Below are 20,944 nucleotides of genomic sequence, written 5' to 3'. Positions count from 1 at the left end.
CGTTCCCTCTGGCCATGTCCCTGATCCATCCATAGATTGCAGCGTATGGATGATGTGGAGATCTTCCGGCGGCTCCTGCTGGCTTTGGCGATCGGCCTTCTGTTCGGGCTCGAACGGGGCTGGCATGCGCGTGAGCAGGCCGAGGGCGATCGGATCGCGGGGATCCGCACCTTCGCGCTGACCGGGCTCCTCGGCGGGATCTCCGGCTGGCTGGTCACCGTGACCGCCCCGATCTTCCTCGCGGCGGTCTTGCTCGCGCTCGCGGGGCTGCTCGCCGTCAGCTACTGGCTGCAGACGCGGAGCGATGAAGACCTTGGCCTGACCACCGAGATCGCGCTCCTGCTCACCTTCGTGCTCGGCGCGGTGTCGATGCTCGGCGAGATGGCCCATGCCGCGGCTGTGGCGGTGGTGGCGGCGCTGCTGCTCGCGATGAAACGGCCGCTGCATCGCTGGGTGGCGCAGATCGAGCGGTTCGAGCTGGAGGCGGCGTTCAAGCTGGCGCTGATCTCGGTCGTGGTGCTGCCGCTGCTGCCCGATCAGGGCTATGGCCCGGGGGAGACGCTCAACCCCTACGAGCTGTGGTGGGCCGTGGTGGTGGTGGCCGGGCTGTCCTTTGCGGGTTACCTCGCGATCCGGCTGGTCGGGGCACGGCTCGGCATTCTCGCCACCGGCCTGTTCGGCGGCCTCGCCTCGTCGACCTCCACCACCCTCGCGCTTGCCCGCCTCGTGCGCAGCCAGGGTGCGCTGGCGCCGGTGGCGGCGGTGGGGGTGGTGCTGGCAGGCTCGGTCACCTTCTTGCGCATCCTCGTGCTGGCGGCGATTTTCCAGCCCCGGCTGGTGGCCCCGCTGGCGCTGCCGATGGGGGTGATGGCGGCGACGGGGCTGCTCGGCGCCGCCGCGATCCACCTTCTGTCTGACCGCAATGGCAAGACCGAGGACGAGATCGAGGGCATCGCCAACCCGCTCGAATTGAAAACCGCGCTGACCTTCGGCGCGGTGCTCGCGGTGGTGCTGCTGGGCGTGTTCTACCTGCGCGACTGGCTCGGGACCAGCGGCGTCTACGCCGCCGCCGCGATGTCGGGGGTGACCGATGTCGACGCCCTGACGATTTCGGTTTCGAGACTGGTTGGGGGGGATCTCGCCCTCGGCACCGGGGCGATCGCGATATTCATCGCGGTCGCGGTGAATACCGCGGTGAAGGCGGGGATTTCACTCGTCGCCGGTGATCGCCGGCTCGGCCTTCGGGTGATCGTGGTTTATCTCGCGGTGATCGCGGCGGGCGGCGCGAGCCTCTGGCTCGGCGTTTGATTGCGACAGTCAATCCCCAACCGCGAAAAAATGCGTTGTGGGTTTTCCGAAAATCAATATTCTGGCGCTCGTGAAAACCGAAGGGGATTATTCCCCGTATTCGTTCCAGCAACGTCATTGCATTTGAACGACTGGACAGAAAGGCGAGCCGACCAAAATGAAATTCAACCTCAAGGATATGAAGCGCCGAGAACTGGAAAAACTCCGCGGCGATGTCGACAAGGCGCTCGACAAGCTGGCGCAGGCCGAGAAGAAGCTTGCCCTCGACGCCGCGAAAAAGGCGGCGAAAGCGCATGGGTTTTCGCTTGAGGAATTGACCGGCGCAAAACCCGCGAGCGCCGCCAGGGAAAGCGCGCCAGCCCGGGCGCCCAAGGCCAAGGGCGACGGCCGGGCCAAGGTTGCCCCGAAATTCCGCAATCCCGAAAACCCCGAACAAACCTGGACGGGCCGGGGGCGCGCGCCGAAATGGGTCGAGGCCCATATCGCGCAAGGCGGATCGAAGGAAGATCTGGCGATCTGAGCCTCGGCTGTGCCGGTGGTTCGAAGCGGCCCGGTGGAAGCCGGGCCGTTTCGCGCCCGCGTCCTGAAAACCGGCTACCCTTCGCCATGCCGATGGCTATGATCCGGCGGACTGCAAGGAGAGAGCCATGACCATTCACATCGGGGCAAAGCCCGGAGACATCGCCGAAACCGTGCTCATGCCGGGCGACCCGCTGCGCGCCAAATGGGCGGCGGAAACCTTTCTGGATGCGCCGGAACTGGTGAACGAGGTGCGCGGGATGCTGGGCTTCACCGGCACCTGGCGCGGCAACCGGGTGACGATCCAGGGCTCCGGCATGGGCATGCCGAGCCTGTCGATCTATGCCAACGAGTTGATCCGCGAATACGGCGCGAAAACCCTGATCCGCGTCGGCTCCTGCGGCGCTATGCAGGAAAAGATCGCGCTGCGCGACGTGGTTCTGGCGATGACGGCGACGTCGATTTCAACGCCGTCGGTGGGTATTCTGCGTGACCTCAATTTCGCCCCTGCCGCCGATTACGGCTTGCTCGCGGCGGCCCATGCCGCCGCCGCCCGGCGCGACGTGGCCACGCATGTGGGTGGAATATACTCGGCCGATGTGTTTTACGATGAGCGCCCCGACCTGAACGAACAGATGACCCGGCATGGCGTGCTGGCGGTCGAGATGGAAGCGGCCGAGCTTTATATTCTCGCCGCGCGTTACGGGGTGCGCGCGCTCGCGGTGCTCACCGTGTCGGACCACCTGGTCACCGAGGCGCCGCCGCTCACCTCGCAGGAACGCGAGCAGAGTTTCGGCGACATGATCGAAATCGCCCTCGAAGCGGCATTTGCGTGAGGAAAACATGAATACCCAGAAAAACCTCGATCGCCTCGCGCGGCTTTGCGTGCAATTCGGCCTTGGGCTTCGGCCCGGGCAGGAACTGGTGCTGACCGCAGATATCGGCGCGATCGACCTGGTGCGCCGGATCACCCGCGAGGCCTATGCCGCCGGGGCAAGCAACGTGCTGGCGCTCTATGCCGACGACGAAAGCACGCTCGCGCGCTACACCCACGGCAGCGAGACCGCGCTCGAGACCGCGCCGGGCTGGCTCTACGATGCCATGGCGGGGGCGTTCCGGAATGGCGCCGCGCGGCTCGCGATTGCCGGCAACACGCCGGGGCTGCTCGCGGGGCAGGACCCGGCCAAGGTCGCCCGCGCCAACAAGGCGATGAGTTCCGCCGCGCGGCCGATGCTGGAGGCGATCACCTCAGGCGCGACAAACTGGAATATCGTGCCCTTCGTCACCGAGGGCTGGGCGCGGCAGGTTTTCCCCGATCTCGCGCCCGACGCCGCGGTGGAGAGGCTCTGGGGCCATGTTTTCGCCGCGCTCCGGCTCGACCGCGACGATCCCGTGGCGGCCTGGCGCGAAAACTTCGCCGAACTGGAGCGGCGGCGGGCGCATCTTCAGGGCCTTGCGCTTGACGCGCTGCATTTCGAGGGCGGCGGCACCGATCTGACCGTCGGGCTGGCGCGCGGCCACAAGTGGGTGGGCGGTGCGCAGACGCTGGAAGACGGCACGACCTATGCGCCCAACCTGCCCACCGAGGAGATCTTCACCATGCCCGACCGCGCCCGCACCGAGGGCCGCGCGGTGTTCACCAAGCCCGCCGTGATCGGCGGCAGCATCGTGGAGGGGCTGGTGGTGACCTTCGAGGCCGGGCGCGCGGTTTCGATCGAGGCCGAGAAGGGTGGCGACGTGGCGCGCGAGTATTTCACCACCGACGAGGGCGCTTCGTTCCTCGGCGAAGTCGCGCTGGTGCCCGAAAGCTCGCCCATTGCGCGCTCGGGCGTGCTCTACTTCAACACCCTGTTCGACGAGAACGCCGCCTGCCACATCGCCTTCGGCAATGCCTACGCGATGAACCTTTCGGAGGGGGCCGACCCGGAAGAAGCGGGCATGAACAAGAGCAACATCCACATGGATTGCATGATCGGCTCGCCCGCGATTGCCGTTACCGGCATCGGCCCGGATGGCGCGCGGCACCCGATCATGGCAGACGGTGAATTCGTGATCTGAGGGGAATGGCGATGAAGAAAAGGAAACTGGGGCAGAACGGTCCCGAAGTGTCGGCCATCGGGCTTGGCTGCATGAGCTTTGCCGGGTTCTACGGCGAAACCAGCCGCGAGGTGAGCTTCGCCACGCTGGATGCGGCCTGGGACGCGGGCATCGACTTTCTCGACACCGCCGAGCTTTACGGCGGCGGTCTGAGCGAAACGATCATCGGCGCATGGCAGAAGGAGCGCGGCAAGCGGTTCAAGATCGCCACCAAGGGCGGCATCGTTCTGGGTGCGCCGCGCGGCACCAACGACAATTCCGAGGAACATATCCGCGCCTCCATCGAGGGGTCGCTGGACCGGCTCGGGGTCGATCACGTCGAGCTTTACTATATTCACCGCCGCGACTGGTCGATCCCGATCGAAGCGGTGACCGAAACGCTGGAAACCATTCGCGAGGATGGGCTGATCGGCGCTTTCGGCTATTCCGAGATATCACCCGCCTCGCTGCGGCTTGCGGCATCGGTGGCGCATGTGGCGGCGGTGCAGAGCGAGTATTCGCTGTGGACGCGCCAGCCGGAGCTCGGGATGATCCAGGCCTGCGCCGAGCTGGGCACCGCCTTCGTGCCGTTCTCGCCGCTCGGACGCGGCATTCTCGGCGACATAGATCTCGACCCGCACAGCTTCCGCGATACCGATTTCCGCAAACCCAACCCGAGGTTCATCGGCCGCAACTTCGCCCACAACATGGAACACGTGCGCGCCCTGCGCGCCTTCGCGCATGACCGGGGCTGGTCCACGGCGGCCACCGCGGTGGCCTGGACGCTCGACCAGGGCGCGCACCTGATCCCCATCCCCGGCACCCGCAGCCCCGAGCACCTGAAGGACTGGGCCGGGGCGGACGAGATCGCGTTCAGCGAAGCCGACCGGGCCGAACTGGCCCGCATCCTGCCGCCCGGTTGGGCGATGGGCGACCGCTATTCCTACCAGCAACTCGTTGGCATCGAGCGGTATTGCTGAGCGTGGGGGAGGGTCCGTTCCTGTCCGTGGTTCCCGCCCGGTTCAGCGCCGCATCCGCCCCACGCGCGGCCGTTTTGCGATTGCGCGCGGGCAGGGGCTTTGCTGAATTGCGCGCAGTCCGCAGGGAGCTTTCGATGACCGCACAACCGAACCAAGTTCCGGACGCCGGATGATACGCCGTTTCGCCTTGGTGTCTCTCGCGCTCGCGCTCGCCGGCTGCGGCTTGCCGCAGGTGCACCGCGATTTCACCGGCCTTGCGCCCGACGCCGATCCGAAAAGCTTCGCCTGTTGCCACGATCCCGAGCGCTGGCCCGAGGCGATCGCCAATCTCTCGCTCGCCGTTGCGCCCGTCGCGCTGGAACTCAATCCGCTCGATACCGGCGAGATCCCCGGCACCCTCACCGGCAAGGCCGAGGCCCATGCCCATATCGTGAAAACGGCCCGCCCGCTCGATCTGCTGCTGTTCGCCAACAAGACCTATATCGGCGGTCGCTTCGTGCCCGGCCGCTTCACCCATTCGGCGATCTACCTCGGCACCGAGGCGGAGCTGCGCGCGATCGGGCTGTGGAACGATCCCGCCGTCCTGCCGCTGCAAGACGATATCCGGGCGGGGCGGGTCTTTCTCGAAGCCTTCCGCCCCGTGGTGCGCCTGATCGAGCCGGCGAAGCTCCTGCAAACCGACGCCGTTGCGATCCTGCGCCCGGCACTCACCCAAGCGCAACGCCGCGAGGCCGCGCGCCGGGGTGTTGCCCGGCTCGGCGCGCCGTTCGACTACTGGTTCGACAACCGCACCCCGGACGAACTCGCCTGCACCGAGCTGATCCAATACGCGATGCCCTGGATCGCCTTCGACGAGACGGTTTCCTACGGTCGGCCGGCGGTGATGCCCGACGCGATGGTGGCGCAGGCCATCCGGGGCGAGGGGCTTGGCTTCGTCGAACACGTGCGCGGTGTGAAGGGCGGCGGCTTCGTCGTCGAGGATGCGCGCGCGGCGATGGAAGATATTGCCGCTTTCTGGGGGCCGCCCCCCGAAGCGTGAGTTGGCAGGGGCGATTGGCCGCGCTAGGCTATGGTGAAACCTGTGCGAGGACTGGCGATGTTTCGACCCGAGAACCCGATCCCGTCGATCAGGGCGCTGGCAGTTCTGGCGCTTGCCGTGATCGTCTCGGCGTGTTCCCAGCCCGATTTCGGCCCCACCTTCCCCGAGGATGCCAAGGCGCTCAGGGCGGACAATTTCGAATGCTGCTTCGAGCCGGAGAAGTTCTATCCCGCCCCGGTGGCGAAACTGGCGACGGCGCTGGGCAACCAGTTTGGCGTCAAGGCCTCGGAACTCGCCTACGGTGATTTCGAGGAAAGCTCCTATCCCGGCAAGCTCACCGGCAAGGCCGATGCGGAAGCGGCGATCCTGTCGCGGCTGCGCCCGCTCGATATTCTGGTCATCGGCAATACCTCGCACCAGCTTGGCCGGTTGATGCCAGGCCGGTTCAGCCATGCCTTCGTCTATGTCGGCACCGAGGCCGAGATGCGAGCGGCGGGCTACTGGAACCTGCCCGAGATCGTGCCCTACCACGACGAGATCCGCGCCGGGAAAACCATGATCCAGAGCGTCTCTCCGGCGGTTGAACTGACCCGCCCGAGCGATGCCTTCGAGGTCGACCGGGTGCTGGCGATGCGGCCCCGGCTTTCGCCGGGCGAGCGGCGGGACGCCGTGCGCCGTCTGTTCTCGCAGATGGGACAGCCGTTCAATTTCGGCCTTTCGATCGACCCGAACAACGAGAGCTTCGTCTGCACCGGTCTGGTCGACTACGCCATGCCCTCGGTCGGCCTGACCCGGCGGGTGGTTTACGGCGAGCCGACCATCCTGCCCGACGATCTTGCCGCGCAGGCGATCCGGGGCGAGGGCCTCGATATAGTGGTTTACGTGCTGGGCAATGACGGCCCCGGCTTTGCCTACCGCAGCACCTATGCGCTGATGGTCGATATTGCCGCCTACTGGGGCATTCCCGGCACCCCGAGCGCGCCGCGCTCAATGCGCTAGAAGAACGCCTGCAACCCGGTTTGCGCGCGTCCGAGGATCAGGGCGTGCACGTCGTGGGTGCCTTCGTAGGTGTTGACGGTTTCGAGGTTGATCATGTGTCGGATCACCTGGAACTCGCCGGAAATGCCGTTGCCGCCGTGCATGTCGCGGGCATGGCGGGCAACGTCGAGCGCCTTGCCGCAGTTGTTGCGCTTGATCAGCGAGATCATCTCGGGCGCGGCCTTGCCCTCGTCCATCAGCCGCCCCACCCGGAGCGAGGCCTGGAGGCCGAGGCTGATCTCGGTCTGCATGTCGGCGAGCTTTTTCTGGAACAACTGCGTGCCCGCGAGCGGCTTGCCGAACTGGTGCCGGTCGAGCCCGTATTGCCGGGCGGCGTGCCAGCAGAACTCGGCCGCACCGAGCACTCCCCAGGAGATGCCGTAGCGGGCGCGGTTGAGGCACCCGAACGGGCCTTTCAGCCCTTCGACGTTGGGCAGGAGCGCGTCGTCGTCGACCTCGACGCCCTGCATCACGATCTCGCCGGTGATCGAGGCGCGCAAGCTCAGCTTGCCCGCGATCTTCGGCGCCGAAAGCCCCTTCATGCCCTTTTCCAGCACGAAGCCGCGGATCTTGCCGCCGTGGGCGTCGGACTTCGCCCAGACCACGAAGACATCCGCGATCGGGCTGTTGGAAATCCACATTTTCGAGCCGGTGAGGCGGTAGCCGGTGGCGGTTTTTTCCGCCCGGGTTTTCATCGCGCCGGGGTCGCTGCCGGCGTCGGGCTCGGTCAGGCCGAAACAGCCGATCAATTCGCCCGAGGCGAGGCCGGGCAGGTATTTGCGCCGCTGTTCCTCGGAGCCGTAAGCGTAGATCGGATACATCACGAGGCTGGATTGCACCGACATCATCGAGCGGTAGCCCGAGTCGATCCGTTCCACCTCGCGCGCGACGAGGCCATAGCTGACGTAAGAGCCGCCAAGCCCGCCGTATTCTTCCGGCACGGTGACGCCAAGCAGCCCCATCTCGCCCATCTCGCGGAAGATGCCCGGATCGCTCGCTTCGGTCTCGAAGGCCTCGATCACCCGCGGCGCAAGCTTTTCGCTGGCATAGGCGCGGGCGGAATCGCGGATCATGCGCTCGTCTTCCTCGAGCTGGTCATCAAGGCGGAACGGGTCTTCCCAGTCGAAGCCGGAAAGCTCCGGGCGGCTCTTGGCGGGCAACGCTTGGGTCATGTCTGTCTCCGTCGCGGCTGTGGCTTTGCTCCCGTATTGCGCAATATACTGAGCAATGCTAGGAGAAATTTGCGCAAACCGTGGAGGGGCGCCAGATGAGCGATGAATTCGACGTGGGCGCGCGGCTCAAGGCCCTGCGCCAGGAGGCGGGGCTGAGCCAGCGCCAGCTGGCCGAGCGCGCCGAGGTGCCGCATGGCCAGATCTCGATGATCGAAACCGGGCGCTCCTCGCCCTCGGTGGCCTCGCTGCGGCGCATCCTCGGGGGGCTTGGGATCACCATGTCGGCCTTCTTCGAACCCGACGAGACCCCGCGCGCGCAGGTATTTTTTCGCGCTGCGGAGTTGACCGACCTGACCGGCCACCTCGGTGACGGGGTGGCGATCGCGCAGGTTGGCGATGCGTCGGCGCACGGCCTTCAGATCCTCTATGAAACCTACGCCCCCGGCGCCGACACCGGCGAAGCGATGCTCGCGCACGAGGCCAACGAGGGCGGCATCGTGGTGCAGGGCGAGATCGAGGTGACGGTCGGCGACCAGCGCACGGTGCTCGGCCCCGGCGACGCTTATCTGTTCGACAGCCGCGCGCCGCACCGCTTTCGCAACACCGGGACGGGGCTGGCCCGGATCATCTCGGCCTGCACGCCGCCCTACCTGTGAGGATTGCCCATGAAACCGCTTGAAGGCCTGAAGGTCGTCGAACTCGCGCGCATTCTGGCCGGGCCTTGGGCCGGGCAGGCGCTGGCCGATCTCGGTGCCGAGGTGGTGAAAGTGGAAAGCCCGGAGGGCGACGATACCCGCCGCTGGGGGCCGCCCTTCATCGAGCGCGACGGCGACAGGACCGCAGCCTATTTCTACGCCGCCAACCGGGGGAAAACCTCGGTGATCGCCGATTTCAACACCCCCGAAGGGCAGGAAACCGTCCGCAAGCTGGTGGCGGAGGCCGATATCCTGATCGAGAACTTCAAGGTCGGGGGGCTGGCGAAATACGGCCTCGATTATCCCGGCCTCGCCGCGCTCAATCCGCGCCTGATTTATTGCTCGATCACCGGTTTCGGACAGGACGGCCCGCGCGCCCGCCAGCCCGGCTATGATTTCATGATCCAGGGGTTGTCGGGCCTGATGTCGATCACCGGCGAGAAGAGCGGCGAGCCGATGAAGGTGGGCGTGGCGGTGACCGACGTGGTCACCGGCCTTTACGCCACCATCGGTATCCTGGCCGCCGTCGAGCAACGCCACCGCACCGGTCGCGGGCAGATGGTCGACATGGCGCTGCTCGACAGCGCCACCGCGCTGCTTGCCAACCAGGCGATGAACTATCTCGCCACCGGCACCAGCCCCGGGCGGCTGGGCAACGCGCATCCCAACCTCGTGCCCTACGACGCGCTCCCGGTCGAGGATGGCCACGTGATCGTCGCCGTCGGCAACGACCGGCAGTTTCGCGCCCTGTGCGAGCTTCTCGGCCTCGGGGCGCTTGCCGATGACGCCCGGTTCGCCACCAATGCCGCCCGGATCGGCAACCGCGATCTGCTGATGGGCATTCTCGCCGAGGCCACGGAGGTTTGGCAGCGCGCGCCCTTTCTCGAGGCGCTGGAGGCGGCCGGGGTGCCGGCCGGGCCGATCAACGAGATCGCCGATACCTTCGCCGACCCGCAGGTGCGGGCGCGCGGGTTGCGGATCGAACCGGAGGGGGTGCCCGGCGTGCGCGGGCCATGGCGCTTTTCCGATGCTGATCTGTCGCTGGAGCGCAGCGCGCCGATCCTGCCCAAGGCGAAGGGCTGAACCAAAATGCCCGGGCACGAGGCCCGGGCATTTCCTGGTTCACTGTCCCGCGTTAGCTTAGTGCAGCTTGCTCTCGACGTCCGAGATGGACTCGTCGATCAGCTTGTTGCCGTCGGCGGCGGTCATGTTCTTGGCGATCAGGTCTTTCGCGGCGCCGATCGAGACGGAAATGGCGGTATCGCGCACTTCCTTGACGGCGGCATCCTGGGCCGACTTGATCTGCTCTTCCGCCGCCGTGATCCGGCGGGCGATGGAGGCCTTGAGCTCTTCCTGGGCCACGTCGGCCGCCGCCTGCGCGTCGCGCTTGGCGTGTTCGACGATCTGGCCGGCCTGCTCGGCCACTTCCTTTTGCTTGCGCTCGTAGCTGGCGAGGATCGCCTGAGCTTCTTCCCGCAGCGCCCGGGCCTCGGCGAGGTCCGCCTTGATGCCCTCGGCACGCTTGTCGAGCATCCCGCCGATCATGCCCGGCACCTTGAAATAGACCAGCACGCCGATGAAGACGATGAAGGCCATCAGCACGATGAAGTCGGTGTTCTTCAACGAGAAGAACGGGCCCGACGCGGCGAGGGCAGGGCTTGCGGCGGCGATCAGGGCAAGACTGAGAAGATGTTTCATGATCTTACCCTTTCATCCGCGCGGTGACGGCGGCGGTGACCGCCTTGGCATCGGCTTTCGACCCCATCGCGGAGAGGATCTCCTTGGTGGTGTCCTTGGCGACGGCCTTCACGCTTTCGACGGCGCCGGCACGGATTTCGGCGATCGCCTTCTCCGATTCAGCGGCCCTCGCGGCGATCTCGGCATCGGCCTTGGCCTGGGCCTTGTCGAGTTCCTTCTGGATCTCGGCCTTGGCTTCGGCGCCGATCTTCTGCGCTTCGACGCGGGCTTCGGCGAGTGCCTGGTTATAGGCTTCTTCCGCTTCCTTTGCCTTCTGCTTCAGCTCCTCGGCGGCGGCGATGTCGTTGGTGATCGTGCCCTGGCGCTCGGCCAGCACGCCCGCGATGCGCGGCAGCGCAATGCGGCTGAGCACGAAGTAGATGATAACCAGCGTCACCACGAGCCAGAAAATCTGGTTCGGGAACGTGGCAAAATCCAGCTGCGGCATGCCGCTGGAGCCTTGCGCGGCGTCGGCAGTGGTTTCGGTTCCGCTTGCCATGATGTCCTCCTGGAGCCCGGATCGAATAGGGTGGGGCTACGCGCTGGCGCACCCCCACCCGATCGTAAGGATAGGGTCCTCGAGGATCAGACGGCGAACATCAGCAGCAGCGCGACGAGGAACGAGAAGATCCCGAGCGCTTCTGCAAACGCGATGCCGATGAAGAGGGTCGCGGTCTGGCCACCAGCGGCCGAGGGGTTGCGCAGGGCGCCGGCGAGGAAGTTGCCGGCGACGTGGCCCACGCCGATGGCGGCTGCGCCCGAACCGATGCCGGCAAGGCCGGCGCCGATGAATTGACCCATTTGTGCGATATCGCCTTCCATGATGTTTCTCCTTACGATGGGATTGCGTTGAACTTGTGTATCTCGCCCGTCAGTGCGCCGGATGCAGCGCGTCTTTCAGATAGACGACGGTCAGGATGGTGAAAACGTAGGCCTGCACGGCCGCCACGAGCACTTCGAGCCCGTAGATGGCCGTGATCGAGACAACGGCGATCGGGCTGATCGCGGCGATGGCGGCAAAGCCCGCGAAGACTTTCATCACCGCGTGGCCGGCCATGATGTTGCCGCCAAGACGGATGCTGTGGCTGACGGGGCGAACGAAGTAGGAAATCAACTCGATGATCGCCAGCACCGGGCGCAGCGCCAGCGGCGCCGACGAGACCCAGAACAGCGACAGGAACTTGGTGCCGTTCTTGACGAAGCCGAGGATCGTCACGGTCAGGAACACCGCCGCCGCCAGAACGCCCGTCACCGCGATATGCGAGGTGGTGGCGAACGACATCGGGATCAGGCCGAGGAAGTTCGAGAACAGGATGAACATGAACAGGGTGAAGATGTAGGGGAAGAACTTCACCGCGTCCTTGCCGGCCACGTCCTCGACCATCTTGTAGGTGAAGCCGTAGAGCACTTCGCCGATCGACTGGGTGCGCGAGGGCACGATGGCGCGGCCACGGGTGCCGATGACGAAGAGCGCCACGATGGCGACAACGGCAAGGGCCAGCCAGAGGGTCACGTTGGTGATCGTATACCAGTGGACCGCGCCATCACCGAACAGGGGCTTCACGATGAATTGGTCAAGCGGGTGAAATACCAGGCCGCCTTCTTTTTCAGTCGCCACGTCTTTCTTCCTCGTCCAAGGCCGCCTTGGCGGCCTGTTGCAACTCGATCTCCCTGGCCGAGGCGAGCATCGTTTTCACGCCCGCCGCGAGGCCGAGGAAAATGAAGATCACCAGGAACAGGGGCATCGTCCCGAAGAGGTAGTCCAGCCCGTATCCCACGCCAAGGCCGATCCCGAGACCGGCCACAAGCTCGATGACCATCCGCCAGGCGAGGTTCGCCTGGGCATAATCCTTCTTCATATGGGGGATCTCGCCTTCGGTGCCCTTGACCTTCGCGATCCGCTCCTCAAGCGCCTTGAGGCGGTCCTGGGAAAGGTCGTCCAGCGGGTCTGCCACGGCGTGAATGCCCCCTCATGTGCCTGTGAGGTTGCTAAGCGGCGCGGGGCCGTGAGTCAACGGCGTTTAGCGCCAACAGGAGCGCCGCCAAGGCATTGAAAAGATTGAACTTGGCGTTCGGGGCCGCAAATTCGCGAAGGTGCGGCTGCCCATTCCGGCGGGCGGGGCATATTCAACCGTCTGGTTGACGAAAACGCGCCCGTCACCTATCGCCCTGTGCATGGACCCGCGTCTCGACCTCGTTTTCGCCGCCCTTGCCGACCCGACACGCCGGGCGATCCTGACCATGCTGCTCGAGGACGACATGGCGGTGACCGACGTGGCCGAGCCCTTCGCGATGTCGCTCGCGGCGATCTCCAAGCACCTCGCCATCCTCTCACGCGCAGGGCTGATCAGCCAGGAAAAGCGCGGCCGGGTGAAGTGGTGCAAGCTTGAACCCGAAGCCCTGCGCGACGCGAGCATCTGGATGCAGGCTTTCGGCCAGTTCGAGGCGGTCGATCTCGATGCCTTCGAGCGTTTCCTGGAACACGAAATCCGCGAGTGAAACCGCCTCAGTCAACCGGCCGCCGCGGCGTCGGCGCAACCTGGTCGCGCGCCACCGACAGCGACTTGACGATCGCGTGCACCTCGTCACCGGGGGCCAGCGCCATCTGCCCGAGCGCCCGGCGGGTGATGCGGGCGAGGATCTCGTGCGCCCCGATCGCGACATGGATGATAACGCCCGGCCCATCCCCCGGCACGATTCGGGTCACCCGCCCCGCGAGGATATTCTGCGCGGAAAGCCCCTCGGGCCGGGGGCGCGACAGGATCACCTCGTGCGCCATGATCCGCACCCGCACCTGTGCGCCCGGGGCGCCGTCGATCCGCGGAAGGAACAGAGGGCCGCTGGCGGCATCGAGCCGGGTGAGGCCGTCGTCGGTATGTTCGGCGATGGTGGCGGGCAGCATCGCGGCGAGTTCGCGCAGCCCCATCGCGTGCAGCGCCGCCGGATCGGACATCACCTCCGCCGTGGAGCCTTGCGAAATCACGCGTCCTGTCTCGATCAGCACCATGCGGTCGGCGAGGATCTGCGCCTCGTTCACATCGTGGGTGACCAGCACCACCGGCATGTTGAGATGCGCGCGCAGGGCGATGATTTCGCCGTGGAGTTTCTCGCGCGTGGCCCGGTCGACCGCCGAGAAGGGCTCGTCGAGCAGCAGGGCCTTGGGCCGGCGGGCCAGGGCGCGGGCGAGGGCGACGCGCTGTTGCTGGCCGCCCGAGAGCGCGGCGGGCTTGCGGTCGGCGAAGCCCGTGAGGTTGACCAGATCAAGCAGGCGCTCCGCTTCGTTGCGGGGTGCCTTCACCGCGCGTCCCATCGCCGCCATCACGTTCTGCGCCGCCGTCATGTGCGGGAACAGCGCGAAGTTCTGAAACACGATGCCGACGCGGCGACGATGCGGGGGCAGGTCGGTCCCGGTTTCGGTGTCGAGCCAGGTTTCCCCGTCCACCCGCACCCGCGCCACCTCGGGCCGCCAGAGCCCGGCGATGGTGCGCAGAAGGGTGGTCTTGCCCGAGCCGGAATGCCCGACCAGCGCCAGCAATTCGCCGGGATCGACCCGGAACTCGGCTGCGAGCGGGATCGGCGCCCCGGCGCGTGCCATAACCTCCAGCGCCATCAGGACAGCCTTCGCCCGACGCGGGCCGACAGCCAATAGGTCACCGCGATGGTGAACAGCGAGATCGCGACGAGCACCGCCGACATGATCGCCGCCGATTCTCCGTCGAAGGCCTGCACCCGGTCATAGATCGCGATGGCGATGGTCCTGGTCTCGCCGGGGATCGACCCGCCCACCATCAGCACGATGCCGAATTCGCCCAGGGTGTGCGCGAAGGTCAGAACCATCGCCGTCATCACCCCCGGCCAGGCCAGCGGCAGTTCCACCCGCCACAGCGCGGCAAGCGGCGACATCCCGCAGCAGGCCGCGGCCTCGCGCACGTCGCGGGGCACCGCCTCGAAGCCGCGCTGGGCGGGCTGGATGGCGAAGGGGAGGTTGAAGATCACGGAGGCCAGCACCAGCCCCTCGAAGGTGAAAACCAGCTGTTGCCCGAAGAGATCCTGCCAGACCTGGCCGATGGGCGAAGTGCGCCCGAAGGCGACAAGCAGGTAGAAGCCGAAGACCGTGGGCGGCAGGACGAGCGGCAGCATGACCAGCGCCTCGACGAGTCCACTGCCGGCAAAGCGCCGGTAGGCCAGCGCGCGCCCGGCCAGGATCGATACCGGCAGCAGGATCGCCACCGTCCAGGCGGCGAGGCTGAGCGAGAGCCGGAGCGCGTCCCAGTCCACGGCTTATTCCCCGGGCAGCGAGAAACCGTAGCGCGCCATGATGCTGCGCCCGGGTGGTGACTGGATGTAATCGTAGAAGGCTTCGGCAACGTCGCCGGCACCGGTGAGCAGGGCCATGCGCTGACGCAACGGCGCATGCCATGCTTCGGGGATGAGCGCGTAGCTTCCGCGCGCGCTGACCGAGGGCGCAAGCGCCAGCGAATAGGCGATGAGTCCGCCCTCTGCATTGCCTGACAGCGCGAACTGGGCCGCCTGGCTGACGTTTTCGCCCAGCACGATGTTCGCCTGCAGATCGTCCCACATTCCGCGCGATTGCAGCGCCTCCATGGCGCGCATGCCGTACGGGGCATGATCGGGGTTGGCGATCGCGAAACGGTTGATCTGCCCGGCCGCCAGCATGGCTTCCAGGTTCGCAAGCTCGGGATCGGGCGTCAGCGTCGAGCCATGCGGCGCGATCAGCACGATCCGGCCAAGCGCATAGAGGTCGCCGGAGTCGCGGGTGAAGCCGTCGGCGTCGAGCTCGGCGATGAAGCGCTCGTCGGCCGCCATGAACACTTCGAACGGCGCACCCTCGCGGATCTGGCGGGCGAAATTGCCGGTCGAGCCGAACGAGAGCCGCACCTCGTTACCTGTTTCAGCCCGAAACGCTTCGGCGATTTCGGTCACCGCGAACTGCAGGTCCGATGCGGCTGCGACAACCGGCGCGTCGGCCGTTTCGGCCGCGCAGGCCATGGTGGCGAGGCCAAGTCCGGCGACGGCGGCAAGCAGGCTGCGTCGCGCAATCGGGGTGGGCATACGGTCCTCCACTAGTCGCGTCATCTCGTTATGTTTCGTCAAACATATCGCGGATCGCTGCCGTGATGGCAAGCGCGATCCGCACCGGGCCACTACTTCAAGAGCGCGCGCATCGCCTCCAGCCGCTCTTGCCCCGCCGCCTCTGCCTCGGCCACGATCGCCCGGTAGAGGGCCAGAACCTCCTGCCCGGCGGGTGTCAGCTCCGCGCCGCCGCCACCGGGACCGCCGCGCACGCGCTCCACCAGCGGTTCGCGGAACATCGCGTTCAGCGTCTCGATCAGCATCCACGCGCGCTTGTAGCTCATGCCCATCTCGCGCCCGGCCGCCGCGATCGAGCCGCAGCGCGCGATGCGCTCCAGCAGCTCGGCCTTGCCCGGCCCCATCATCCCGCTGTCGTCGAAGACGAGGCGGATGCTCAGGCGGTGCCGCTCGGGCGGGGGGGCTGGCGTGCGTGTCATGCCGCGAGCATTGCGAGGAAACCGGGCGTTGCGCAAGCCGGGGGGCGAAAAAGGCGCCGCCGGATGCGCGCCGGACCCGGTGCGCGGGATGGTCGGACGCTGCCGGATCGCGATACCGCGTGCGGGGTCGATCGGCCCCGCGCACCGTGGCAATGATGCCACGGGAGCAGGGGCGCGGAACAAACCATCCTAGTGCGAATCGGACATTTGGGGCACAAACTTTGGCAGGTGGGGGCCTTGAACTTGGATTTTTCATGCGCGCGGCCGTCCTAGCCCTTCTCTCATCGCTTGTTCTGACCTGCCTTCCGGCCGCCGCCGAGGAGCGCGTGACGCTCGGGGTCGGGCGGCTGTTCACAAATGACCAGATTGGCGACGGGCAGGACCGCTGGCGCACCGGGTCCTATTCGATGAGCTGGATGCGGGGCGCCGAGGGAACCATGGCGCGCCCCGGCGGTCTGGGCGAGGTGATCGAATACCGCTTCGGGCACCGCATTCTCGCCCCGGCCGACCTGACGAGCCCCACGCCGGGTGACCGGCGCTATGCCGGGATCATGGCGCTCGGCGCCTACAGCCACTTCACGCGCGGCGGGATCGAGTTCGCGCTGGGCGGCGAGTTGGTGGCGGTCGGGCCGATGACGCGGACAGACGTGCTGCATGATGCGACGCACGAGGCGGTCGGGATGCCGCGCCCCTCGGCTGCGGTGCGCGCGGCGCAGTTCGGCAACGCGGTCTACCCGACCATCGGCCTCGAAGCGGCGCGACCGGTGGCGCTGGGAGGCGCGGTGCTGCGCCCTTTCGTGCAGGTCCGCGCGGGCGACGAAACCTATGCCCGGGCGGGGGTTGACCTCATGTTCGGCGAGAATTTCACCCGCGGGATAACGGCGCGTGACGAGACCACGGGTTTCCTGTATCAGACGCTCGAAGACGCGCCGGGCAGGGGGCTTTCGTTCCTCGTGGGCTATGACGCGGCGAAGGTGTTTTCCTCCGCCTGGTTGCCCGAACCGGCGCACAGCCTCACGCCGTTGCGCCATCGGCTGCGAGCGGGGGCACATTGGCAGGGCGAGCATGTCGGGCTGTTCTACGGCGCGGCCTGGCTTGGGCCCGAATTCATCGCGCAGCCCTCCGGTCAGGTGGTGGGGGCGGTGCAACTGCAGGTCAGGTTTTGAGCGCGGGCTCGGGGCCCTTTGGTCGGGACATCATGATAATGCGCCGCTTTTTCCGCTTTGCCCTCGGATTCGCCGCCGCGCTCGCCGTGGCCGTCCCGGCCTCCGCCGAGGAGACGGGAAGCTTCGGCTTCCTTGGCTGGGCGCGGCTGAGCAACAACGACTGGATCGGCGATGGCGATGACCGCTGGCAGAGCGGCGGGTCGAGCCATTCGTTCATGTTCGGCCCCGAGGGGATCACCGAGGCACCGGCGCAATGGGGCCGCCTGATCGAGTTGCGCGCCCGCATCCAGGTGATATCGCCCGACAATTACACCGCTCCCGCGGCGTGGGATCGACGCGCCGCCGGGGTGATCACCAGCACGCTCAACAGCCATGTCGAGCAGAACGGGTTCGAACTTTCGGCCGGGGCGGGCCTTGCCTTCACCGGGCCACGAACCGGTCTGATCCGGTTCCAGAACTTCATCCACGACCTGACCCCGGCGGACGATCCGAAAGTGCCTGCCGCGGTCGAGGCGGCGCAGATCGGCAACGGGATCTACCCGACGCTTCAGGGCACGGCGGCGCGCCGGATCCGGCTGAGCGATCACGCCACGCTGCGCCCCTTCGTCGAGGGACAGGCGGGGGTGGAGAGCTTTGCGCGGGTCGGCGGCGACCTGTTCATCGGCCCGGCCTTCGACGGTGGCGTGCTGCTGCGTGACGGCACAACCGGCTTCAATTACCGCGGGCTCGACGCGGGCGCGCGCCCCGGCGTGTCGCTGGTCTTCGGGGCCGACACCGCGCGGGTATTCTCCTCGGCGCTGCTGCCGGCGTCCGACGGCTACCAGCTCACCCCCCTTCGGCACCGGGCGCGGGCCGGCGTGATGGTCGAGGGGCGGCGGCTTTCGCTGTTCCAGGGGGTTGCCTGGCTCGGCCCCGAATTCGACGCCCAGCCCAGCGGGCAGGTGACAGGGGTGTTCCAGCTGCGCCTGCGGTTCTGACCGCGCCGGGCCGCGACAGCCGACCCCGGATGCCAGCGGGCTCTTAACAAGCCGATTCGTCCGTGCTACGCTGTCGGCAATAAAAAACTAAAGAGCAGGCATACAGGCATGATAACGGGCTCTCGTGGCACGTTCGTCATCTCCTGGACACAAACCGAGGTGGATGGGCTCGAGCAGGCCCCGCGAGGTGCGATCGGCGTTGGCGCAAGCTGGCGCTGGCGTGGCCGGGCGGTTCGGATCGACGGGCCGGGCGATCTTCTGAGTCTCGGAGTGGCGGAAGGAGAGGCGGTTTTCCGGGCGCGCGCCGCGCGTCGGGTCAGGAAAGTCGTGGGATTGGGGGCCAGCGTTCGCGAGGGCGCGGCGGCTCCGCCGGACGATGATGGGCCGCTGTTCCAGCACGGGTTCGACGTGACTGATGGCCTCGCCCTCTACAACATTTCGCTGATCGACCTCGGCCCCGGCCTCGCTCCGCTGTTGATGGTCAACGGCCAGATGCCCCCCGCCGACACCGATCTCTGGGTGGTGCGCGCGAGCCTCGAGGCACGCGAGACCAACCGGGTGACCGACCAGCCCACCGGGGTGATCTGTTTCACCCCCGGCACCCTCATCCGCACCGGGCGTGGCGCGGTGCCGGTCGAGACGATCCGCGAGGGCGACCGGGTGCAGACCAAGGACAACGGGCTCCAGGAGGTGCTCTGGAAGGGCGAAAGGCGCATTTCCGGCGCGCGGCTCTACGCGATGCCGGAACTCCGGCCGATCCGGCTGCGCGCCGGCGCGCTCGGTGTCGACCGGCCGCAGGACGATCTCGTCGTGTCGCCGTCTCACCGGATGCTGGTGAAGGGCGCGAAAGCGCGGGCGCTGTTCAACGCCGACGAGGTGCTGGTGCGTGCGTCCGACCTGATCGACGACCGCCTCGTGCTGCGTGATCTCACCTTCGCCTGCGTCACCTACGTTCACCTGCTGCTGCCGCGCCACGAGGTGGTGTTTGCCAATGGCCTCGAAACCGAGAGCTTCCACCCCGCCGGCGCTGCGCTCGACAGTGTCGAGGCCCATAGCCGCGCGCGGCTGATCGGCATGATGCCCGCGCTCGACCAGGACCCGATGGCCTACGGCGATTACGCCCGCCGCGCGCTGAGCCGCGCCGAGGCCGCGATCATGGCGGCGACGCAGCACTGAGGCGCGCGCCCGAAAGCCGTTGACTCCGCGACCAGCCCGGCTATAAGCGCGGCTTCATTGGTGTTGGTGGCCCCCGCAAGGGGAAGCCTGTCATGGGTTCGCGCCCAAGAGGACAACGCCCTTCATAGCGGTTCCAGGACCGGTTTGAAGCCAGAACCCGATCGGGGGTCGCGTCGCGCCAGCGTCCGCAACCCGAAGAACGGGAGCCGGTTTTCGGATCGCGTTGGGGAGCCAAACCATAGAAGGAGATCAGACGGTGACCAAACGCACCTCTGCCAAGTACAAACTCGACCGCCGCATGGGCGAAAACATCTGGGGACGTCCGAAGTCGCCGGTGAACCGCCGCGAATACGGCCCCGGCCAGCACGGTCAGCGCCGCAAGGCGAAAATGTCGGACTTCGGTCTGCAGCTCCGCGCCAAGCAGAAGCTCAAGGGCTACTACGGCGATCTTACCGAGAAGCAGTTCCGCCGGATCTTCGCCGAGGCCGAACGCCGCCGTGGCGACACCGGTGAAATCCTCATCGGCCTGCTCGAGCGCCGCCTCGACGCGGTCGTCTACCGCGCCAAGTTCGTGCCCACCGTCTTCGCCGCGCGCCAGTTCGTCAACCACGGCCACGTGCTGGTGAACGGTCAGCGCGTCAACATCCCGTCCTACCGGGTGAAGGAAGGCGACGTCGTGGAAGTCCGCGAGAAGTCGAAGCAGATGGCGCTGGTACTCGAAGCCGCCGGCCTGCCCGAGCGTGACGTGCCCGATTACATCGAGGCGGACCACGCGAAGATGACCGCCACCTTCGTGCGCACTCCCGGTCTTTCGGATGTGCCCTACGCGGTGCAGATGGAACCCAACCTCGTGATCGAATACTACGCGCAGAACTAAGCGTTCCGCGCCTGCGTTTCGAAGGGCCGCCCGATGGGGCGGCCCTTTTCATTTGGGCCGCGCCTCGGGGAAATATCACATTCAATTTATGGAATTAGTCTTTTCGACCCGTCCCGCATCACCTAGATAGAGCGAAGAAACCGCAAGGGGCGACAGCCCGCGTGAACAGGAGAGATGACATGCAGACCGAAAATATCAACGGCAGGGTGCTGGAAACCTGGACCCCGCAGGAAGTGCGCGAGGGTCTGGAGAAGGGCGAGATCGTGCTGATCGACGTGCGCACCCCGGCGGAATACATGTTCGAAAGCATCGAGGATGCGCTGCTCGCGCCGCTCAGCCATTTCAGCGCCAAGGCGCTGCCGGCGGAGCTTGGCAAGCACGTGGTGCTTTATTGCGGCTCGGGCGTGCGCTCGCGCAAGGTGTCCGAACAGTGCCTCTCCAGCAAGTTCGAGAAGATCGCCCACCTCGAGGGCGGCTTCGCCAACTGGAAGGCCTCGGGCGCGCCCTACCTCGGCACCAACATGGCCACCGGCGCCCCCGAGCGCATGGCCCAGAAGCCGGTCGCGGCCGCCTGAACCTCTGGCCTTTCTGCAACACCTGGAAAACCCCGCCCCCGCGCGGGGTTTTTCGTTGAGCGCGTTGGCTCTAGCCCT

Annotated in this window: 25 protein-coding genes; 15 read left to right on the top strand and 10 right to left on the bottom strand. The window is 66.8% G+C overall.

Going from position 1 to position 20,944, the window contains the following annotated elements; translation table 11 throughout:
• Positions 1–45: 45 nt before the first annotated feature.
• From IEW01_RS16290 to IEW01_RS16260, 7 genes are all read left to right on the top strand, one after another.
• Entirely contained in the window at positions 46–1,308 is a 1,263-nt protein-coding gene (locus tag IEW01_RS16290) for an MgtC/SapB family protein (RefSeq protein ID WP_188529784.1), read from the top strand.
• 157 nt (positions 1,309–1,465) lie between these two features.
• A complete protein-coding gene (locus IEW01_RS16285; RefSeq protein WP_188529782.1) occupies positions 1,466–1,828 on the top strand; it encodes an H-NS histone family protein in 363 nt (120 codons plus the stop codon).
• Between the two features lie 127 nt (positions 1,829–1,955).
• On the top strand, positions 1,956–2,663 hold the full coding sequence (gene deoD, locus IEW01_RS16280; RefSeq protein ID WP_188529780.1) for a purine-nucleoside phosphorylase: 708 nt from the start codon (positions 1,956–1,958) through the stop codon (positions 2,661–2,663).
• Positions 2,664–2,670: 7 nt separating this feature from the next.
• On the top strand, positions 2,671–3,885 hold the full coding sequence (locus tag IEW01_RS16275) for an aminopeptidase (RefSeq protein ID WP_188529778.1): 1,215 nt from the start codon (positions 2,671–2,673) through the stop codon (positions 3,883–3,885).
• Between the two features lie 11 nt (positions 3,886–3,896).
• The gene (locus IEW01_RS16270) at positions 3,897–4,883 is read left to right on the top strand and encodes an aldo/keto reductase (protein WP_188529776.1); all 987 of its coding nucleotides are present in this window, start codon (positions 3,897–3,899) and stop codon (positions 4,881–4,883) included.
• Positions 4,884–5,052: 169 nt separating this feature from the next.
• On the top strand, positions 5,053–5,922 hold the full coding sequence (locus IEW01_RS16265; protein ID WP_188529769.1) for a C40 family peptidase: 870 nt from the start codon (positions 5,053–5,055) through the stop codon (positions 5,920–5,922).
• Between the two features lie 57 nt (positions 5,923–5,979).
• Positions 5,980–6,921, top strand: coding sequence for a hypothetical protein (locus IEW01_RS16260; RefSeq protein ID WP_188529767.1), 942 nt, complete (start codon positions 5,980–5,982; stop codon positions 6,919–6,921).
• Here IEW01_RS16260 and IEW01_RS16255 read toward each other — a convergent pair.
• Positions 6,918–8,132, bottom strand: coding sequence for an acyl-CoA dehydrogenase (locus IEW01_RS16255; protein ID WP_188529765.1), 1,215 nt, complete (start codon positions 8,130–8,132; stop codon positions 6,918–6,920). The two genes, IEW01_RS16260 and IEW01_RS16255, sit on opposite strands and share 4 nt — an antisense overlap.
• Positions 8,133–8,227: 95 nt before the next feature.
• Between IEW01_RS16255 and IEW01_RS16250 the strand changes: the two genes are divergently transcribed.
• Entirely contained in the window at positions 8,228–8,788 is a 561-nt protein-coding gene (locus IEW01_RS16250; protein ID WP_188529763.1) for a cupin domain-containing protein, read from the top strand.
• Between the two features lie 9 nt (positions 8,789–8,797).
• Positions 8,798–9,910 (top strand): CaiB/BaiF CoA transferase family protein, encoded by a 1,113-nt coding sequence (locus IEW01_RS16245; protein ID WP_188529761.1) that lies wholly within the window; start codon positions 8,798–8,800, stop codon positions 9,908–9,910.
• 57 nt (positions 9,911–9,967) lie between these two features.
• Here IEW01_RS16245 and IEW01_RS16240 read toward each other — a convergent pair whose 3' ends face one another.
• The 5 genes from IEW01_RS16240 to IEW01_RS16220 all read right to left on the bottom strand — a co-directional run bounded on the left by IEW01_RS16240 (position 9,968) and on the right by IEW01_RS16220 (position 12,519).
• On the bottom strand, positions 9,968–10,525 hold the full coding sequence (locus tag IEW01_RS16240) for a F0F1 ATP synthase subunit B (RefSeq protein WP_188529759.1): 558 nt from the start codon (positions 10,523–10,525) through the stop codon (positions 9,968–9,970).
• Between the two features lie 4 nt (positions 10,526–10,529).
• Positions 10,530–11,063, bottom strand: a complete 534-nt coding sequence (locus IEW01_RS16235) for a F0F1 ATP synthase subunit B' (RefSeq protein WP_188529757.1) — start codon at positions 11,061–11,063, stop codon at positions 10,530–10,532.
• An 86-nt stretch (positions 11,064–11,149) separates the two neighbouring features.
• Positions 11,150–11,386 carry a F0F1 ATP synthase subunit C gene (locus tag IEW01_RS16230; protein ID WP_188529755.1) on the bottom strand — a complete coding sequence of 79 codons (237 nt, stop codon included), beginning with the start codon at positions 11,384–11,386 and terminating at the stop codon, positions 11,150–11,152.
• Positions 11,387–11,435: 49 nt separating this feature from the next.
• Positions 11,436–12,182: a F0F1 ATP synthase subunit A gene (locus IEW01_RS16225; protein WP_188529753.1), complete on the bottom strand. Its 747-nt coding sequence runs from the start codon at positions 12,180–12,182 to the stop codon at positions 11,436–11,438.
• Entirely contained in the window at positions 12,172–12,519 is a 348-nt protein-coding gene (locus tag IEW01_RS16220; RefSeq protein ID WP_229738316.1) for an AtpZ/AtpI family protein, read from the bottom strand. The genes IEW01_RS16225 and IEW01_RS16220 overlap by 11 nt, the downstream gene beginning before the upstream one ends.
• Before the next feature lie 220 nt (positions 12,520–12,739).
• Here IEW01_RS16220 and IEW01_RS16215 point away from each other — a divergent pair, with 220 nt between their 5' ends.
• Positions 12,740–13,063, top strand: coding sequence for an ArsR/SmtB family transcription factor (locus IEW01_RS16215; protein WP_188529751.1), 324 nt, complete (start codon positions 12,740–12,742; stop codon positions 13,061–13,063).
• Between the two features lie 7 nt (positions 13,064–13,070).
• On the opposite strand, the gene modC is transcribed toward IEW01_RS16215, so the two are convergent.
• The 4 genes from modC to IEW01_RS16195 all read right to left on the bottom strand — a co-directional run bounded on the left by modC (position 13,071) and on the right by IEW01_RS16195 (position 16,095).
• The gene (modC, locus tag IEW01_RS16210) at positions 13,071–14,174 is read right to left on the bottom strand and encodes a molybdenum ABC transporter ATP-binding protein (protein WP_188529749.1); all 1,104 of its coding nucleotides are present in this window, start codon (positions 14,172–14,174) and stop codon (positions 13,071–13,073) included.
• On the bottom strand, positions 14,174–14,842 hold the full coding sequence (gene modB / locus IEW01_RS16205) for a molybdate ABC transporter permease subunit (RefSeq protein ID WP_188529747.1): 669 nt from the start codon (positions 14,840–14,842) through the stop codon (positions 14,174–14,176). The genes modC and modB overlap by 1 nt, the downstream gene beginning before the upstream one ends.
• Positions 14,843–14,845: 3 nt before the next feature.
• Positions 14,846–15,637: a molybdate ABC transporter substrate-binding protein gene (gene modA / locus IEW01_RS16200; RefSeq protein WP_188529740.1), complete on the bottom strand. Its 792-nt coding sequence runs from the start codon at positions 15,635–15,637 to the stop codon at positions 14,846–14,848.
• A 92-nt stretch (positions 15,638–15,729) separates the two neighbouring features.
• Positions 15,730–16,095, bottom strand: a complete 366-nt coding sequence (locus IEW01_RS16195; RefSeq protein WP_188529738.1) for a winged helix-turn-helix domain-containing protein — start codon at positions 16,093–16,095, stop codon at positions 15,730–15,732.
• A gap of 254 nt (positions 16,096–16,349) precedes the next feature.
• On the opposite strand from IEW01_RS16195, the gene IEW01_RS16190 reads away from it, so the two are divergent.
• From IEW01_RS16190 to IEW01_RS16170, 5 genes are all read left to right on the top strand, one after another.
• Entirely contained in the window at positions 16,350–17,261 is a 912-nt protein-coding gene (locus tag IEW01_RS16190) for a lipid A-modifier LpxR family protein (RefSeq protein ID WP_188529736.1), read from the top strand.
• 32 nt (positions 17,262–17,293) lie between these two features.
• A complete protein-coding gene (locus tag IEW01_RS16185) occupies positions 17,294–18,238 on the top strand; it encodes a lipid A-modifier LpxR family protein (protein ID WP_188529734.1) in 945 nt (314 codons plus the stop codon).
• Positions 18,239–18,346: 108 nt separating this feature from the next.
• Entirely contained in the window at positions 18,347–19,414 is a 1,068-nt protein-coding gene (locus tag IEW01_RS16180) for a Hint domain-containing protein (protein WP_188529732.1), read from the top strand.
• A gap of 256 nt (positions 19,415–19,670) precedes the next feature.
• Complete coding sequence (rpsD, locus tag IEW01_RS16175) at positions 19,671–20,291, top strand: 30S ribosomal protein S4 (RefSeq protein ID WP_188529730.1); 621 nt, start codon at positions 19,671–19,673, stop codon at positions 20,289–20,291.
• 179 nt (positions 20,292–20,470) lie between these two features.
• Positions 20,471–20,866 (top strand): rhodanese-like domain-containing protein, encoded by a 396-nt coding sequence (locus IEW01_RS16170; protein ID WP_188529723.1) that lies wholly within the window; start codon positions 20,471–20,473, stop codon positions 20,864–20,866.
• Positions 20,867–20,944: the final 78 nt, after the last annotated feature.

Source organism: Sinisalibacter lacisalsi (genome assembly GCF_014640115.1).
In the GTDB taxonomy this organism is placed as follows: Bacteria; Pseudomonadota; Alphaproteobacteria; order Rhodobacterales; family Rhodobacteraceae; genus Sinisalibacter; species Sinisalibacter lacisalsi.
The sequence above is the reverse complement of the archived record's forward strand: the minus strand, read 5'-3'. Positions and strand labels throughout refer to the sequence as shown.

Excerpts from the sequence above, each read along its gene's own strand:
- IEW01_RS16260 (WP_188529767.1), top strand. The coding sequence starts at position 5,980 with ATGTTTCGACCCGAGAACCCGATCCCGTCGATCAGGGCGCTGGCAGTT.
- deoD (WP_188529780.1), top strand. The coding sequence starts at position 1,956 with ATGACCATTCACATCGGGGCAAAGCCCGGAGACATCGCCGAAACCGTG.
- IEW01_RS16190 (WP_188529736.1), top strand. The coding sequence starts at position 16,350 with ATGCGCGCGGCCGTCCTAGCCCTTCTCTCATCGCTTGTTCTGACCTGC.
- IEW01_RS16170 (WP_188529723.1), top strand. The coding sequence starts at position 20,471 with ATGCAGACCGAAAATATCAACGGCAGGGTGCTGGAAACCTGGACCCCG.
- IEW01_RS16250 (WP_188529763.1), top strand. The coding sequence starts at position 8,228 with ATGAGCGATGAATTCGACGTGGGCGCGCGGCTCAAGGCCCTGCGCCAG.
- IEW01_RS16180 (WP_188529732.1), top strand. The coding sequence starts at position 18,347 with ATGATAACGGGCTCTCGTGGCACGTTCGTCATCTCCTGGACACAAACC.
- IEW01_RS16255 (WP_188529765.1), bottom strand. The coding sequence starts at position 8,132 with ATGACCCAAGCGTTGCCCGCCAAGAGCCGCCCGGAGCTTTCCGGCTTC.
- IEW01_RS16185 (WP_188529734.1), top strand. The coding sequence starts at position 17,294 with ATGATAATGCGCCGCTTTTTCCGCTTTGCCCTCGGATTCGCCGCCGCG.
- IEW01_RS16245 (WP_188529761.1), top strand. The coding sequence starts at position 8,798 with ATGAAACCGCTTGAAGGCCTGAAGGTCGTCGAACTCGCGCGCATTCTG.
- modC (WP_188529749.1), bottom strand. The coding sequence starts at position 14,174 with ATGGCGCTGGAGGTTATGGCACGCGCCGGGGCGCCGATCCCGCTCGCA.
- IEW01_RS16285 (WP_188529782.1), top strand. The coding sequence starts at position 1,466 with ATGAAATTCAACCTCAAGGATATGAAGCGCCGAGAACTGGAAAAACTC.
- IEW01_RS16215 (WP_188529751.1), top strand. The coding sequence starts at position 12,740 with ATGGACCCGCGTCTCGACCTCGTTTTCGCCGCCCTTGCCGACCCGACA.
- IEW01_RS16290 (WP_188529784.1), top strand. The coding sequence starts at position 46 with ATGGATGATGTGGAGATCTTCCGGCGGCTCCTGCTGGCTTTGGCGATC.
- modA (WP_188529740.1), bottom strand. The coding sequence starts at position 15,637 with ATGCCCACCCCGATTGCGCGACGCAGCCTGCTTGCCGCCGTCGCCGGA.
- IEW01_RS16235 (WP_188529757.1), bottom strand. The coding sequence starts at position 11,063 with ATGGCAAGCGGAACCGAAACCACTGCCGACGCCGCGCAAGGCTCCAGC.
- IEW01_RS16270 (WP_188529776.1), top strand. The coding sequence starts at position 3,897 with ATGAAGAAAAGGAAACTGGGGCAGAACGGTCCCGAAGTGTCGGCCATC.
- IEW01_RS16195 (WP_188529738.1), bottom strand. The coding sequence starts at position 16,095 with ATGACACGCACGCCAGCCCCCCCGCCCGAGCGGCACCGCCTGAGCATC.
- IEW01_RS16275 (WP_188529778.1), top strand. The coding sequence starts at position 2,671 with ATGAATACCCAGAAAAACCTCGATCGCCTCGCGCGGCTTTGCGTGCAA.
- IEW01_RS16265 (WP_188529769.1), top strand. The coding sequence starts at position 5,053 with ATGATACGCCGTTTCGCCTTGGTGTCTCTCGCGCTCGCGCTCGCCGGC.
- IEW01_RS16240 (WP_188529759.1), bottom strand. The coding sequence starts at position 10,525 with ATGAAACATCTTCTCAGTCTTGCCCTGATCGCCGCCGCAAGCCCTGCC.
- IEW01_RS16230 (WP_188529755.1), bottom strand. The coding sequence starts at position 11,386 with ATGGAAGGCGATATCGCACAAATGGGTCAATTCATCGGCGCCGGCCTT.